General features: G+C 64.0%; 16 protein-coding genes. 5 read left to right on the top strand and 11 right to left on the bottom strand.

What is annotated here, in order from left to right:
• Positions 1–13: 13 nt before the first annotated feature.
• Positions 14–439: an Lrp/AsnC family transcriptional regulator gene (locus VDP74_RS05645; RefSeq protein ID WP_322998651.1), complete on the bottom strand. Its 426-nt coding sequence runs from the start codon at positions 437–439 to the stop codon at positions 14–16.
• Positions 440–672: 233 nt separating this feature from the next.
• Between VDP74_RS05645 and VDP74_RS05640 the strand changes: the two genes are divergently transcribed.
• Both VDP74_RS05640 and rocF read left to right on the top strand, forming a co-directional pair.
• On the top strand, positions 673–1755 hold the full coding sequence (locus tag VDP74_RS05640; RefSeq protein WP_322998650.1) for an ornithine cyclodeaminase: 1083 nt from the start codon (positions 673–675) through the stop codon (positions 1753–1755).
• Between the two features lie 20 nt (positions 1756–1775).
• Positions 1776–2714 carry an arginase gene (gene rocF, locus VDP74_RS05635; RefSeq protein WP_322998649.1) on the top strand — a complete coding sequence of 313 codons (939 nt, stop codon included), beginning with the start codon at positions 1776–1778 and terminating at the stop codon, positions 2712–2714.
• 92 nt (positions 2715–2806) lie between these two features.
• On the opposite strand, the gene VDP74_RS05630 is transcribed toward rocF, so the two are convergent.
• From VDP74_RS05630 to VDP74_RS05590, 9 genes are read right to left on the bottom strand one after another with little or no spacing between them, the layout of a single operon-like run.
• A complete protein-coding gene (locus tag VDP74_RS05630) occupies positions 2807–4258 on the bottom strand; it encodes a deoxyribodipyrimidine photo-lyase (protein WP_322998709.1) in 1452 nt (483 codons plus the stop codon).
• Positions 4259–4311: 53 nt separating this feature from the next.
• Complete coding sequence (locus tag VDP74_RS05625) at positions 4312–4791, bottom strand: nuclear transport factor 2 family protein (protein ID WP_322998648.1); 480 nt, start codon at positions 4789–4791, stop codon at positions 4312–4314.
• A 2-nt stretch (positions 4792–4793) separates the two neighbouring features.
• Complete coding sequence (locus VDP74_RS05620) at positions 4794–5576, bottom strand: SDR family NAD(P)-dependent oxidoreductase (RefSeq protein WP_322998647.1); 783 nt, start codon at positions 5574–5576, stop codon at positions 4794–4796.
• A 4-nt stretch (positions 5577–5580) separates the two neighbouring features.
• Complete coding sequence (locus tag VDP74_RS05615; protein WP_322998646.1) at positions 5581–6117, bottom strand: DUF3833 domain-containing protein; 537 nt, start codon at positions 6115–6117, stop codon at positions 5581–5583.
• Entirely contained in the window at positions 6114–7424 is a 1311-nt protein-coding gene (locus VDP74_RS05610) for an MFS transporter (RefSeq protein WP_322998645.1), read from the bottom strand. Before VDP74_RS05610 ends, VDP74_RS05615 begins: the two co-directional genes overlap by 4 nt.
• Positions 7421–8017, bottom strand: a complete 597-nt coding sequence (locus tag VDP74_RS05605) for a chalcone isomerase family protein (protein ID WP_322998644.1) — start codon at positions 8015–8017, stop codon at positions 7421–7423. The genes VDP74_RS05610 and VDP74_RS05605 overlap by 4 nt, the downstream gene beginning before the upstream one ends.
• 27 nt (positions 8018–8044) lie before the next feature.
• Positions 8045–9277 (bottom strand): cyclopropane-fatty-acyl-phospholipid synthase family protein, encoded by a 1233-nt coding sequence (locus VDP74_RS05600; protein WP_322998643.1) that lies wholly within the window; start codon positions 9275–9277, stop codon positions 8045–8047.
• 2 nt (positions 9278–9279) lie between these two features.
• Positions 9280–10104, bottom strand: coding sequence for a DUF1365 domain-containing protein (locus tag VDP74_RS05595; protein WP_322998642.1), 825 nt, complete (start codon positions 10102–10104; stop codon positions 9280–9282).
• Positions 10101–11405: an NAD(P)/FAD-dependent oxidoreductase gene (locus VDP74_RS05590; RefSeq protein WP_322998641.1), complete on the bottom strand. Its 1305-nt coding sequence runs from the start codon at positions 11403–11405 to the stop codon at positions 10101–10103. Before VDP74_RS05590 ends, VDP74_RS05595 begins: the two co-directional genes overlap by 4 nt.
• Before the next feature lie 117 nt (positions 11406–11522).
• Between VDP74_RS05590 and VDP74_RS05585 the strand changes: the two genes are divergently transcribed.
• From VDP74_RS05585 to VDP74_RS05575, 3 genes are all read left to right on the top strand, one after another.
• Positions 11523–12497, top strand: a complete 975-nt coding sequence (locus VDP74_RS05585) for a MerR family transcriptional regulator (RefSeq protein WP_322998640.1) — start codon at positions 11523–11525, stop codon at positions 12495–12497.
• Positions 12498–12515: 18 nt separating this feature from the next.
• Positions 12516–13118 carry a lipocalin family protein gene (locus VDP74_RS05580; protein WP_322998639.1) on the top strand — a complete coding sequence of 201 codons (603 nt, stop codon included), beginning with the start codon at positions 12516–12518 and terminating at the stop codon, positions 13116–13118.
• A 104-nt stretch (positions 13119–13222) separates the two neighbouring features.
• Positions 13223–14122, top strand: a complete 900-nt coding sequence (locus VDP74_RS05575) for a TIGR01777 family oxidoreductase (protein WP_322998638.1) — start codon at positions 13223–13225, stop codon at positions 14120–14122.
• Between the two features lie 105 nt (positions 14123–14227).
• Here the strand turns inward: VDP74_RS05575 and gdhA are convergent, their stop codons facing one another.
• Complete coding sequence (gene gdhA, locus VDP74_RS05570) at positions 14228–15568, bottom strand: NADP-specific glutamate dehydrogenase (protein ID WP_322998637.1); 1341 nt, start codon at positions 15566–15568, stop codon at positions 14228–14230.
• Positions 15569–15576: the final 8 nt, after the last annotated feature.

Genomic DNA, 15576 nt, shown 5'->3' with positions numbered 1-15576 from the left:
CAGCGCGGCCCGGTCAGCGCAGTTGCCGGGTCTTCAGGTGCAGGCTGGTTTCGGTGGCCGAGATGCCCTTGATCAGACGGATGCGTTCCAGCGCGTCGGATAGCTGGGCGATACTGGTGACCCGCAGTTCGGCCAGCAGATCCCAGCGCCCATTGGTGTCATGCAGCGCCCATACGGCGGGCTCTCCGGTCAAGTCGCGCACGATGCGCGATGTTTCATGACCTTCGATGGCGATGCTCATCCAGGCGTTGATGTCCTGAGGCTGAGCGTCCGCCTGGACGCGCACGGTATAGCCCAGGATGATGTGATCGCGTTCCATGCGGGCGATGCGGTTGCAGACGGTACCGCGCGATACCCCCAATTTTTTCGCCAAGGTGGCCACCGAGAGGCGGGCATCGGTGCGTAGATAGGACAGGATCTGATGGTCGAGGGAGTCCATTCCAAAGCGACATCTGACATATTGATATCAGCATCATACATTCTGTTCAAAAAACTATCGTTATTTTTATAAAATTGACTATATGAATTGTCTCTCCTCTGAAGAATAATAAATTCAGTCCAATCGGAAATCCTTCGGCCCCGTCCCTGAGCAAGCGGTATGTGCGGTGGATCGAACGACGGATGCGCATGGATTTCAAGATGCCGGATCAAAACACAATAAGGAGGCGCATCATGGCATTGATGCTGACGACAAGCGATGTAGCCGTGCTGGTTGCTCGTATGAATATCCGCAGGACTCTGGACCTGTTGTCCCGATACATCCAGGATGATTTCGTGCGCTGGGAGTCTTTCGAAAAAATCGCCCGCCTGGCCAGTCATTCCCCGGTCGGTGTGATCGAACTGATGCCGGCGTCGGATGCGGACCGCTATTCCTTCAAATTCGTCAACGGCCACCCCTCCAACCCTTCTCATGGCTTGCCTACCGTCATGGCGTTTGGCGCACTGGCGGAAGTCAGTACCGGTCGGCCCTTGTTGTTGAGCGAACTGACTCTGACGACCGCGCTGCGCACGGCGGCCACGTCGGTCGTGGCCGCCCGCGTTCTGGCACGCAAAGAGGCCCATGCCATGGCACTGATCGGCAATGGCGCTCAAAGCGAATTCCAGGCGCTGGCTTTTCATCATCTGCTGGGCATCGATACGTTGCGGATCTATGACATTGATCACGAGGCCAGCCATAAGCTGAAGCAGAATTTGGCAGGCGTCCAAGGCCTGGATGTCCAGTTGGCCCGTAGCACGCAGGATGCGGTGGCTGGAGTGGATATCATCACGACCGTCACGGCGGACAAGACCAATGCATTGGTCCTGACGCCCGATATGGTGCAGCCCGGTGTGCACGTCAATGCCGTGGGCGGGGATTGTCCGGGCAAGACCGAATTGCATGCCGATATTCTGTCGGGCGCCACGACATTCGTGGAATTTGAGCCCCAGTCCCGGATCGAGGGAGAGATCCAGCAGATGCCCAGCACGTATGCGGTGATCCCGCTCTGGGAAGTGCTGACGGGACGGCGCCCTGGCCGCCGGTCCGATGCCGAGATCACGATATTTGATTCCGTCGGTTTTGCGCTGGAAGATTTTTCCGCTTTGCGTTTCCTTTGGGATCAAGCGCGGGCATTGCAGATTGGTCGCGAGTTCGAGCTGGTGCCGCAAGCCGGCAATCCCAAGGATCTGTTTGGCGCCATGCGGCACCTGTCTGCCGGTACGATGACGACTGCAGGCATGGAAAAGGCGGTGCCGGCCTGCCCGCATGAGGCCTGAATCTACCAGGGAGACCGATGATGACAGGAAAGATAGCCGCCCTGATCGGCGCACCGACGGATATCGGCGCAGGCGCCCGTGGCGCCTCGATGGGGCCGGAGGCGCTGCGCGTGGCCGGCCTGGAACAGGCGCTGATCCGGCAGGGTCTGAGCGTCGTCGATGCCGGCAATCTGAGCGGCCCTGGCAACCCCTGGCAGTCGCCGCGGGATGGCTATCGCCATCTGCCCGAGGTCCTGCAGTGGAACCAGTTCCTTTTCGAGGCGGTGACGGCGCAGCTGCAGGCCGGTCGAATTCCGCTCATGCTGGGCGGGGATCACAGCCTGGGCGTCGGTTCGGTGGCCGCCGTCGCCCGCCATTGCCGCCGGATCGGGCGCCCTTTGCGGGTATTCTGGCTGGATGCGCATACGGATTTCAATACCGCCAGCTTGACGCCCAGCGGCAACATGCACGGCATGCCGGTCGCCTGTCTGTGCGGATTTGGTCCGGATGAACTGGTGAACCTGGGGGGATCGGGGCCCGCTGTGCAGATCGGTGATCTGCGCATGATCGGCATCCGCAGCGTCGATTCCCAGGAACGCCTGTTCGTGCATGAGCAGGGCCTGGACGTATACGACATGCGCCTGATCGACGAACTGGGTATGCGGGCGGTGATGCAGGCCGCCTTGGCCGATCTGCCCGATGATGCGCACATTCACGTCAGTTTCGACGTCGATTTCCTGGATCCCGGTTATGCCCCCGGTGTGGGGACCACCGTGCAGGGCGGGCCGACCTGGCGCGAGGCCCAGCTGTGCATGGAAATGCTGGCCGATACCGGCCGGGTCGCTTCGCTGGACATCGTCGAGCTGAATCCGGCGCTGGATGTGCGCAACGGCACCGCCAGAGCGGCGGTGCAGATGGTAGAGAGCCTGTTCGGCAAGAGTACTTTGGTGCGGGACCGGCTGCTGAGACCCTTGCCGTAGGCAGGTCTGTCACAGATTCCCGCGATCTGCGGGGGCCTTGCAGGCGCTTCGCGGCCTAGCGGCCAAGCGGCCGCACCTCGCCGGGCCGGCGCTCAGGCTGGCTGCAACGAAAAGCGCCTCAGGGTGCGTTCTCTTGCGCGCGCGTGCTCGACGATCGGCAGCGGGTAGTCCACCCCCAGGCGCAGGCCGCAGGCTGCCAGGGCGTCAGGCTTCATGGCGGCGGGAAAATGGATGTGCGCATCGGGGACATGTGCCAGTTCCGGCAGATAGCGGCGAATGAACTTGCCGTCGGGATCGAAGCGCTGCGACTGCGTGATGGGGTTGAAGATGCGAAAGTAAGGCTGTGCGTCGCACCCTGTGGAAGCCGCCCATTGCCAGCCGCCGTTGTTGGCGGCCAGATCGTAATCATTCAGGTGCTGCGCAAAGAAACGCTCGCCCCGTCGCCAGTCGATGCCCAGATCCTTGGTCAGAAAGCTTGCCGTCACCATGCGCAGGCGGTTGTGCATATAGCCGGTTTGCAGCAGCTGGCGCATGCCGGCATCGACCAGGGGATAGCCGGTGCGCGCCTCGCACCAGGCTTGCCACAGATCGGGCGCGTCGTCCCACTGCACCTGGTCGTACTCGGGTTTGAACGACTGTGTGACCACGCGCGGATGGTGCCACAGGATCATGAAATAGAAGTCGCGCCAAGCCAGCTCGGACAGCCAGGTTTGAGCCCCCGCGCAGCCTTGGGCTGCCTGCTGGGCTGCCAGTGCGGCCAGCTGGCGAATGGATACAGTGCCAAAGCGCAGGTGCACCGACAGGTAGGATACGCCCTTGTATCCGGGGTAGTCGCGCGCCTCGCGGTAGGCTGCCATGCGCGGCACGAAGTCGCGCAGCAGTTGCTGTGCGCCGCTCATGCCGGTGGGCAGGACCGATTCCTGCGGATTGGTCGAGGCGAAGCCCAGATCCGACAATGTTGGCAGGTATTCCCCCTGGGGTGGCGGCGCCAGGTGGTGAGCGTGGCGGTCGACGGGGTAGGGGGTGAGCTGAAACGCATTCAGTTTTTGCAGCCAGGCGCGCTTGTAGGGCGTGAACACGCTGTAGGGGCCGCCTTGCTGGGTCAGGACCTCGTTGCGGTCCAGCAGGACCTGGTCTTTGTAATCGCTGAAGCGGATGCCCAGCGCGAGCAAGGCGTCGGCCACGCGCTGGTCGCGTTCAATGGCCTGCGGTTCGTAGTCGCGGTTGACCAGCACTTCTTGCACCCCCAGTGCTTGGGCCAATTGCACGATGCAGTCCGGCGCCGGGCCATGACGCACGATCAGTCCGCCGCCGGGGGCGCCGCTGCGCGCGGCCAGCTGCTGCAATGCCTGATGCAATTCCAGCACGCCGGCGTGGATGAATGCCACGCGCCGGTCTTGGCGGCTGGGCAGCGCGTCCAGGATGTCTGTGTCGAACACAAAGGCACAGTACACCCGCTTGAAGCGGCGCAGTGCGTGGTACAGCGCGGCATGGTCTTCGCAGCGCAGGTCGCGGCGCAGCCAGACCAGGGCATTCGGGCCCATTGCTGGCGGATGGGGGCGGGCGGTATGGGGGGGCGTTGGCATTTCGCGGAATCCTAGCGGGTGGCAGAGGCGGATTGGCGCAGCCAGCGCATCAGGGTTCCGATCAGCGGGATTTTTTCATATAGCTCTTCGGCGGCGTCCCAGTAGTCGCGGTGCAGCATCACGCGGCCCTGGGTGTCGAAGCGCACCAGGGTGGCGCCATGGATGCATTGCTCGACACGCGGTCGCCAGCGGCGCATGCGAAAGCGGAATTCCCAGGACAGAAAAGCCTGGTCACCCTGCACCAGATGCTGGGTGACGGTGAAGCGGGGTTGATCCAGCGTGGCGAACATGTGGCTGAAAATCTGCGTGATGGCGCGTACGCCGCGCACGTCGTTGAACGGGTCCTTGAAATGTGCTTCGGGTGCGTACAGGGTGTCCAGCATCGCCAGATGCGTGGGCGAGAGCTGCTCGTAAAGCTCGATCAGCCGCTGCGTGGCGGCTTCGGTCGTGGCCTGCCTGTCGCGGTCAGCAGGCGGGAATGAAGTCTGCATGTTCAAAGCCCCGTGAAACGGTGTACCAAGGGGAAATACCAGCGATACGGCAAGCAGCGCATGAGCTTGAGCACAGCGGTGAAACGTTTGGGAAAGTGCAGTTCGAATTTCCCTTGCTCCCAGCCGCGGACGATGGCCTGCGCCGCCTGCTCGGGCGTGAGGAGTGCGGGCATGGAAAACTGGTTTTGCGCGGTCAGCGGCGTATCGACAAAACCGGGGTTGATCAGGCTGACGCCCACTCCCTTGGGGTGCAGATCAAGATACAGGCTTTCCGCCAGATTGATCAGAGCCGCCTTGGTGGGGCCATAGGCCAGGCTTTGCGGCAGACCGCGCCAACCGGCCACGCTGGCTACCAGGCTCAGATGTGGTGCGCGCCCCGCGTCAGCCGCCTGCAGCAGCGCGGGCACCACGGCGCAGAGCACCTGCAGCGCGCCCGTGACGTTCACGCGCTGATGCTGCAGCAGTTCGGCCAGATCCAGCGTTTCGACCGACATGGGGCGGTAGTGTCCGGCGCAGTAGCACACCAGATCCAGCGCGCCACCGGCCAGAATCTGCTGCGTCGCGCTGGTGACGGCCTGGGCGTCGGTCACGTCGAGCGCCAGCGCCTGGCTGCCGGGATGCTCGCGCGCGAAGGCGTCAAGCAGATCCTGTTGACGTGCCGATACGCATACCTGTGCGCCACGTGCGTGCAGCAATACGGCCAAGGCGCGTCCGATACCGCTGGACGCGCCGATCAGCCATACGCGCTTGCCGCGCCAGTCGGGGATGGGGGGGTTGGGGGGCATGGCGCTATTCCTTGGTGAAGGACAACAGCACCTCGCCCAGCGTGATGCCGAACTTGCTCATGGTGGCACGGTTGAGCATCACGCGCTCATCGACCAGGAACATCCAGTCGTCGAACTGCACTTCGTACTCCTTGTCGTCCACCGGCAAGCGCAGCGTATAGTTCCAGCGAAAGGCGTTGCCGGATTCCTGACCATGAGCCTCTCCCACCACATCGTCGGCGCGACCGGTGTAGCGACCATCTGCATGTTTGGTCAAACGCCAGATGCGGCGCTGGGTCGTCCCGTCCGAGTAGGTGAAGAACTCATCCAGCACGCCCTGATTGCCTTCCCAATGGCAGTCCATCACGACTGTGAAGCGGCGCGCCACTTCGCCGCTGCGCTTTTGAAAAATACCGTGGGCATGAACGCGGCCGTTGAAATAGCGGTCGAGTTCCAGTTTGGGGCGCTGCTGGGCATAGTCGCTCACCTGAGGGCTGGCGCAGCCCGCAAGCACAGCGGTGCCCGCGAGCAGGGCTAAAAGGACGTGACGGCGAGTGTTCATGACATGGCTCCTGTGGGAGAGTTCTGGGGGGCGATCATCCGGCTATGCAGCAGCCAGGCTGCCGCGAGCTTGAGCGCGCAGGGCAGCAGCGCATAAATCCAGGCCAGACGCTGCAAGGCCAGCGGATCCTGGCTGCCGGGCACATAGCCCAGCCATTGCAAGAGCGGCAGGGTGACGCCGGCGGCCAGCGCCAGGTTGAGCTTGGTGGCCAGATTCCACCAGCCCAGGTAGGCGCCGTCATGCGCACCCTGCGCGCCGTGGCGTTCGATCAGCAAGGCCAGCAGGGCGCCGGGCGCAACCAGGTCAGCCCCCAGCGCCGCACCCGACAGCACGCAGATGACGGCAAAGGCGGCCAGCTGGCCGCCTTGCAGAGCTGCCGCCCAGCCAAAGCAGGCCACTGCCAGCAGCATGCCGGCCAGCCACGCGCGTTCCAGCCCGAAGCGGCGCACGAACTGCAGCCAGGCGGGCATGGACAGCGCACCGCTGACGAAATACAGCGTCAGAAACAGCGCAATCTGCGACGGCGAGGCCAGAAGCCTGTCTTGGGCGAAAAACAGCATCAGCGCAGCCGGAATGGCGCTGGCGATGCCATTGCACAAAAACACCGCCAGCAGCCGGCGAAAGGACGCCTGGGTCAGCGGCTGCCAGAGCCGGGACTTGCCCGCCGTGTGTTCCTCATGGGTTTCGATTGCGAGCGGCGGGCGCGGTGCCTGCCAGAGCGTCAGCCAGCCGGCGAGCAATGCCAGCGCGAATACCCCCAGCATGGGACCTGCGCCCCAGGCCACCGAGAGCGCGCTGGCCGCAACCACGCCAATCAAGCCCAGACCCTCGCGCCAGGCCACGATGCGGCTGCGTTGTACCCGGTCGCCCCCCAGCTGCACCCCCCAGGCCTGGTGGGCAATCAGCAACAGACTGTGTGCCAGGCAGGTGAACAAAAGCCCCGCCACCATCCAGGCCGCCAGCGCCGTCGTGCCCCGCACGAGCGGCAAGAACAGCCCCGCCATGCCGCCGCCCAGAAGCAGCGCCGAGGCGCCGGCCGTCCACAGAACCGCATGTATGCTGCGGCGGTAGAGCAAGTCGCTCAAACGTCCCAGCAGCGGATCGGCCCCCGCATCCATCAGCCGTACCAGCAGCAACAGCGCCCCTACGGTGCTCAGCGGCAGGCCGAGATCATCGGCGTAGTAGTGTGGCAGCACCACATACAGCGGCAAGGCAGCGAAGGCCAGGGGCAGGCCCAGCAGTCCATAGGACAGCCCCGCACGCCAAGGCAGCGCCTGAGAAGCCCGCCATGACGGACCGCCTGTCATGACCCTGTTCCTGATTCGAGCGCCAGCAAGTCGTTGCGCAAGTCGGGTTCCGACGTGCTGGGCGACAGCCAGATGGCGAAGAAGCGGCGTGCCAGTTCGGCATCGTCGATGGCCGCCAGCGCCTGTCGGCCATGCCACAGACGCATGCCCACGCCGGGTTGGTATAAACCCGTCAGACGGTCGCCCGGCTGTACGTCGGGCAACACGGCAATCAGCGCTGTCAGCCAGCGCTGGGCCTGTGCGGGCGGCAGTTTGCCCTGACGCTCGATCTCTTCGATGGAGCGTTGGGCGATGGCGGTCCCCGTGAAGGCGCGGTGGTAAGTCAGTTCCAGCGCCAGCGGATACGCGTCGAAGTCGGCTGCCTCGAACCGAGGGCCTGCCCACAGGCGGGCGTCGTAGATCCGCAGCCCGAGAAAGCGCATCTGCCCCTGACCCTGCAACGTGGCTTCGGGCAGCGCAGGGTGGATGAAGGCGGGCGGGGCCGCGGGCTGATCGGCTGCGGCGCTGAGATCAGCCACCCCCAAGACCATCGCGGCGGCCAGCAGCTGAACCCGCACCAGGCGCATCAACGGTGAGTAACGGTAGAAAGGCATAGGCACCGATCGAAAGGGATGATATTTTCAGTCTTTCACGAGCGTGAACTGCACCACGTCGATATTGCGGCTGTCGAAAGCGGCTTCGCAGTACGCGAGATAGAACTCCCAAGTGCGCAGGAATTTCGCATCAAACCCCTGTGCCAGCACCTGGACCTGCTGCTGCTTGAACCGGATGTGCCAGCGGCGCAGGGTCTCGGCGTAGTCGGCGCCGAAGGCCAGCTCTTCCACCACGCGCAGCCCCTTTTGCTGCGCCGCTGCACGGAAGTGCTTGGGGCTGGGCAGGCAGCCGCCGGGAAAGATGTATTGCTGAATGAAATCCGTCCCCTGTATATAGCGCTCGAACAAGGCGTCGTCGATGACGATGCTCTGCACGCAGGCGCGACCGCCGGGTTTGAGCAAACGCGCCACGGTGTCGAAATAGCTGGGCCAGTAAGATTGCCCCACGGCTTCGATCATTTCGATCGAGCAAATGGCATCGAACGGGGCGTCCTGGATGTCACGGTAGTCTTGCAGGCGCAGCTCGGCCTGGGTGGACAGCCCCGCCTCATGCAGGCGCTGGCGGCCAAACGCCAGTTGCTCGGTAGAGAGCGTCACGCCGGTGACATGGGCCTGGAATTCTCCCGCCGCCATCTCTGCCAGTGCGCCCCAGCCGCAGCCAATTTCCAGCACCCGGTCGCCCGGCTGGACGCCGGCGCTGTGCAAGGCGCGGCGCATCTTGGCGTGCTGGGCGGCAGTCAGATCGCCCCCCAGATCGCCCTGGAACCAGGCGGATGAGTAATTCATGCTCGGGTCCAGCCACAGCGCGTAGAATGCGTTGCCCAAGTCGTAGTGGGCGTGGATGTTGCGCCTGCTGCCGGCGCGTGTATTGCGGTTGAGCAGGTGGCGCAGACGGTGGGCCAGTTGCCCCCACCAGGCGCCGTAGACCATTGATTCGAGCGTGTCGCGGTTGGCCATCAGCAGGCGCAAAAGGTCGGCCAGCTGCGGTGTGCTCCAGTGCTGATCGATATAAGCCTCGGCCAGCCCGATGTCGCCCGAGCGCAGGACGGCACCAAATACCCGCCAGTCATGCAGGTGCAGGCTGGATTGCGGGTGGCCCCCCTGACCCAGTTCAAGGGTACTGCCATCGGGCAGTTTCAGGTGCAGCGTCCCGTGTTGCAGGCGCTGCAGCAGGTGCAAGGCGTACCGCGCCGTCCTGGGCAGGCCGGGTGGCAGCCGCAGAGACAAGGGCAGCGAAATCGGTGTGGTGGTGGTATTCATGATCAGCGGTCGGTTGCAGATGAGCGGGACACAGGCACCGCAGGCGCCTGGGGCTTCGTGTGGAAAGGCACCCGTTTGAGCCACAGCAGCAGCGCGTTCCAGAGGATGCGGGCCATCACGCCCAGCGTGAGCAGCGGGTAGCGCCAAAGGGCGCGGCGGCGGCTGGACGCGTTGAGCGGCTCCAGCCTGCCGGCCATGCCGGTGAGCAATACGGGGCCCTCGGCGTCGTGGTAGTCGATGCGCACCTTGACCGATTGCAGTCCGTCGGTTCCGCCCCGGCGAAACTCAAAGTGGTAGCCGCCGTCCAGGGTGCAGAACGGTGAGACGTGAAACACCTTGCGTGCCTGCAGTTCCTGCCCGTAGCGCGGGTGGTCCAACAGGTAGGCGTGGCGCTCGCCGAAGGTATTGTTCACCTCGGCGACAATGGTGCGCAGGCTGCCGTCCATGCGGTGGCAGTACCAGAAACTGACCGGTTTGAAGCTGTAGCCCAGTACGCGCGGGTAGCACTGCAACCAGATCTCGCCCTGTGCATCGGTGATGCCCTCGGCTTGCAGCAGTCCTTCCAGCCAAGCCAATGCACCGCCTTGCTGGGGGCCATGGCCGTCACCATGGTCGGTGTCGCGGAATGAAAGCCATCCCGCGCGGTTCAAGGCCAGTACGCCTGCCGCTTCGGGGCGTTCGCGCAGCGTGCGCATGGGCAGCAACAGGAAGAAGGTCGGTACCATGAAGCGGTGGCGGCGCGGGCGCAGCCGGGTGTGCCACACGTGGCCGAAGCCGATGTGCGGCACGTTGCCTGCCATGCTGGCGCTGGCGGCGGGGATGCTCATGCGGCCTCCCGGTAACGCATCTGCGCCAGCAGCGCATCGGCGGCGCGGTAGCCCGATTGCAGGCCATCCTCATGAAAGCCGTAGCCCGTCCAGGCGCCCGCAAACCAGGTGCGCCGCACGCCCTGTATCCGGGGGATCTGACTTTGCGCGGACCATGCTTGCAGGTCGAAGACGGGGTGGTCGTAATCGAACTCGCCCAGGATTTTCTGCGGATCGATGGGACTCACCGGGTTGAGCGACACCAGCACCGGCTCTGCAAAGGGCAGAGGCTGCAGGCGATTGATCCAGTAGTGCAAGCACACCCTGGCCAGTTCCTGCGCGTCGTCGGCGGCACGTTCGTAATTCCATGCTGCCCAGGCGGCGCGGCGCTGCGGCATCACACGGGTGTCGGTGTGCAGCACGGCGCGGTTGGACTGGTAGCGGATGGCCCCCAGTACACGCTGCTCGACAGTGCTGGGGCGCTGCAGCAGGCGCAAGGCTTGGTCGCTATGCACGGCCAGCACGACGGCGTCGAAATGTTCGGTGGCACCGCCTGTGTGCACGAGTACGCCGGCGGTGTTGCGTTCGATGTGCGTGACTGGCGTGGACAGGCGTGCATCCAGGCCTTGCAGGATGGCGTTGACATAATGGCGCGCTCCGCCCGCCACGGTGTGCCATTGAGGCCGGTTCCGCACCTGGATAAGGCCATGGTTGTGACAGAAGCGCACCATGGTGGCGACGGGAAATCGCAGCATCTGGTCGGTCGGGCAACTCCAGATGCAGCCAAGCATGGGCAGAAAATACCAGTGGCGAAAGGCCGTGCTAAAACCGTGCTGATCCAGAAAATCACCCAGCGATTGCGCCAGCGCCTGTTCTTGTCCGCTATCGGCCAGCGCGGTGCACAGGCGGTTGAAGCGCAGCAGTTCCGAGAGCATGCCTAAAAACCGCGGGCGCAGCAGATTGCGTCGCTGGGCAAACACGGTTGTCAGGCTGGAACCGCTCCACTCCAGCGCCCCCGCGCCCAGTGCGCCTGCCCCAGGCACCTGCACGGAAAACGACATGTCGGACGGGGCGGTGGGCACCTTCAGCTTGTCGAGCAAGGCAATCAATCCGGGATAGGTGCGCTCGTTGAACACCAGAAAACCGGTGTCGACCCCATGCGTCACAATCCGACCGCGAGCGTCAGGCAAAGAGACATCCACGGTGTGCGTATGACCGCCAAAATAGCTTCCGGCCTCGTACAACGTGACCTGTGCCTGCCCGTGCAACCGGTGTGCGGCCGCTAAACCCGAGATTCCTGATCCGATGACAGCAACTTTCATGGTGTTGTCCGCTGTGCGATGATGGTCTGAGCAGCACAACTGCACTGCTCTTGTGGTGTAATGTACTAGACAAACCCTTTTTTGTCTAAGACAATTTAGCCCAATCATTCATTCACCATGAACTCTTCGACCACACCGATTGCTCTCACGGCGTCCGGATCCAACGACGCCGGGCTGCCGATTGCCGCCGTCGAACGCGAGACAGGCTTGGGCAAGGACACGCTGCGCGTGTGGGAACGACGCTACGGGTTTCCCACGCCATTGCGCAATGCTTCGGGCGACAGGGTCTACAGTCTGGACCAGGTGCAACAGCTCCGGTTGATCAGTCGGCTGCTGGGCCTCGGTCTGCGTCCCGGCAAGGTGGTCGGTCTGGATCAGGCTGCGTTGCAGGATCTTCTGATTCGTCGTTCCCCGGCACAAACTGCTGTTTTGTCTAAGACAAATGTGCTGGAAGCCAGCACAGATCCCATGATTGGCGACATGCTCCACGCCATTGGTGCGCACGATCCGCACACGCTGCGGTACAGCCTCAGCCACGCCCAGTTGCGCATGGGATTGGCACCTTTCGTGACGGATCTGGTGGCGCCGCTGACGACGGCGGTAGGCGAGGCCTGGGCGCAGGGGCGCTTCGAGATCTTCGAGGAACACCTGTATACCGAGGTCATCACCGGCGTGCTGCGCCACGCCATGGCTTCGCTGGCCCCGCAGCCCGTGGCACAGGGTCCCAAAGTGCTGCTCACGACCGTACCGCAAGAGCAGCACAGCCTGGGGCTGCTGATGGTCGAGGCGCTGTTGACGTTGGAGGGGTGTACTTGCGTATCGCTGGGCACGCAGACCCCGCTGACCGATATTGTCGAAGCGGCGCAGGCGCATCGGATCGATGTGGTGGCATTGAGTTTCAGTAATCTGCATAAAGCGGCAGTGGTGCGTGCCAGCCTGCGCGAGCTGCGCGCCCAGCTGCTGGAGTCCACAGCGCTGTGGGTTGGGGGCGCATGCACAGCGCTGTATCAATGGCCGGTGGCCGGCATCAGCACCGTGCAGCATTTGTCGGGCTTGCAGCCCTTGGTGGCGCAGTGGCGCCACGCCAATTGAATTGACGCAGGATCTGCCATGTTTTCTATCGCACGCATACTTCAAGGCGCAATCACCCCTCAGTCGATCCGGCCGCGCCGGGCGCTGCTGGCGCTGCTGGTGACCGGTGCCGGTTTACTACTGACGGGCTGCGCCGGCACGCGCCCCCCGCCCGGCGTGACGGCCGTCAGTCCGTTCGATGTGCAGCGCTACGCAGGCCGCTGGTACGAGCTGGCGCGGCTGGACCACGCCTTCGAGCGCGGCATGACCGATGTCTCGGCCACCTACACCGTGCAGGCCGATGGCAGCGTACGTGTGGTCAATCGTGGTTATGCGCTTGCCGCAGGCCAATGGCGCCAGGCAGTGGGCAAGGCCCTGTTCACCGGCGCGCCCACCACCGGCTCGCTCAAGGTGTCTTTTTTTGGGCCGTTTTATGGCGGCTACCACGTCGTCGCGCTGGATCCGGACTATCGCTGGGCGCTTGTGCTTGGTTCCGACACCGGCTATGCCTGGATCTTGGCGCGCGACAAGCAATTGCCGACCGCTCAGCGCGACGCCATCGTGGCGCGGGCGCGGGACCTGGGCGTGGATACTTCGGCGCTGATCTGGGTGCCGCACGAGCGCCAGGATCCGGCATTCTGAGCGTAATATGGCAATAGCGCACTCTGTCTGTCGTGCGGTCCAGGCGCGACCTGGGGGGCGCTTGCCTTGATGGCCCATCCGACAACCTTGGGAAGAAACACGTCATGCGCATTTTGCTCACCGGCGGTACCGGCTTGATCGGGCAGGCCCTGTGCCGACATTGGCGGCACCAGGGCCATGAATTATGGGTCTGGAGCCGCAATCCCCGGCAAGTCCCCGCTCTGTGCAGCGGCGCACAGGGCATTGCACAGCTGCAGGCGCTCGATGGCGGCCCGGCGATGGACGCCGTGATCAACCTGGCGGGTGCGCCGATTGCCGATCGCCCATGGACAGAGGCGCGGCGGCGTTTGCTGTGGCGCAGCCGTGTCGATCTGACGCGTACCTTGGTCGACTGGATGGGTCGGCAGGCCACGTCACCGCGTGTGCTGATCTCGGGTTCTGCCGTGGGCTGGTATGGCGACGGCGGCGAGCAATGGCTGGCCGAAGACAGCGCGCCATGCACAAGCGACTTCGGCAGTCGGTTGTGCATGGCCTGGGAGCAAGAAGCCGAGCGTGCGCAACAGTGGGGTGTGCGTGTGGCGCTGCTGCGCACCGCGCCAGTGCTGGCACCACAAGGGGGTATGCTGGCGCGGTTGCTGCCCCCGTTCCGCTTGGGTCTGGGCGCGCGCCTGGGCAGCGGCCGGCAGTGGATGCCCTGGATACATCTGGACGACCAGGTGGCCCTCATTGATCATTTGCTCCGGCACGAGCGCTGCAGTGGCCCCTATAACGCCTGCGCACCCGATCCGGTGCGCAACACCGACTTCACCCAAGCCCTGGCGCGTGCGCTGCACCGCCCGGCGGTGTTGGCCGTACCCGCCTGGGCTTTGCGCCTGGCCTTGGGTGAAATGTCGGTGCTGCTGCTAGGCGGCCAGCGGCTGATGCCGCGCCGTGCACAAGAAACGGGGTTTGTCTGGATGTATCCTCGGATTTCCGCGGCTTTGGGGCATTTGCTGCAAAAATGACCGCTTGTTGAGCGTTGTCTGTATCCATCGAGACCAGGATGAAATGAAAAAAACTCCCGAAGGAGTTTTTTTCATGGCCGTGGCCAGACCGCTTGCCAGAGCATGTCAGTACACGCCTTGGGCCAGCATGGCGTCGGCGACCTTGACGAAGCCGGCGATGTTGGCGCCATTGACGTAGTTGACCTTGCCGTCCTGGCTGCCGTAGTGCACGCAGTTCTGGTGGATGTCGCGCATGATGGCGTGCAGCTTGGTATCGACTTCGTCGCGCGTCCAGTGCAGGCGCTGGGCGTTCTGGCTCATTTCCAGACCGGAGACCGCCACGCCGCCTGCATTGCTGGCCTTGCCGGGCGCATACAGGACACCGGCCCCGATGAAGGCGTCAGCGGCCTCGATGCTGCAGGGCATGTTGGCGCCTTCGGCTACGCAGCGCACGCCGTTGGCGATCAGGGTGCGGGCGTCGTCGATTTCCAGTTCGTTCTGCGTGGCGCAGGGCAGGGCCACGTCCACCGGCACGTGCCAGGGGCGCTTGCCCGGTTCGTAGGACAGGCCGAATTGCTTGGCGTATTCTTCCACGCGGCCGCGCCGTTCGTTTTTCAGTTCGATCAGCGCCGCCAGTTTTTCAGCCGTGAAGCCGTCCGGGTCCACCACGCAGCCGTGGGAGTCGGAAACCGTGATGACCTTGGCACCCAGCTGCAGGCATTTCTCGATGGTGTACTGGGCGACGTTGCCCGAGCCAGACACCGACACGGTATAGCCTTCCAGCGACTGGCCCGCGTGCTTGAGCATTTCTTCGGCAAAGTACACCGCGCCGTAGCCGGTGGCTTCGGGGCGGATCAGGCTGCCGCCAAACGACAGGCCCTTGCCGGTGAAGATGCAGGCGCCCCTGTTGGAGAGCTTTTTCATCATGCCGGCCATGAAGCCGACTTCGCGGGCGCCTACGCCGATGTCCCCGGCCGGCACGTCGGTGTCCGGGCCCAGGTGGCGGTAGAGTTCCATGATCAGCGCCTGGCAGAAACGCATGACTTCAGCGTCGGACTTGCCCTTGGGGTCGAAGTCGGAGCCGCCTTTGCCGCCGCCCATGGGCAGGGTGGTCAGGGCGTTCTTGAAGGTCTGCTCGAAGGCCAGGAATTTCAGGATGGACAGGTTCACCGAGGGGTGAAAGCGCATGCCGCCTTTGTAGGGGCCGATGGCCGAGCTGTGCTGGATGCGAAAGCCGCGATTGACGCGGGTGCGGCCCGTGTCGTCCATCCAGCAGATGCGGAATTGAAAGGCGCGTTCCGGTTCCACGATGCGTTCGAGCAGCGCCTGGCTGGCGTAGCGCGGATTCTGCTGGATGAAGGGCCACAGGCTGTGCATGACTTCTTTGACGGCCTGCATGAACTCGGGCTGATGAGGGTCGCGTGCCTGCAGCTGGGATAGAAATTGATCGACGGAAGGAAGACTCATTAAGGTGC

The organism is Castellaniella sp. (genome assembly GCF_034674885.1).
Taxonomy (GTDB): Bacteria; Pseudomonadota; Gammaproteobacteria; order Burkholderiales; family Burkholderiaceae_B; genus Castellaniella.
Note: the sequence above shows the minus strand (reverse complement) of the source record. Positions and strands in the feature narration are given on the sequence as shown.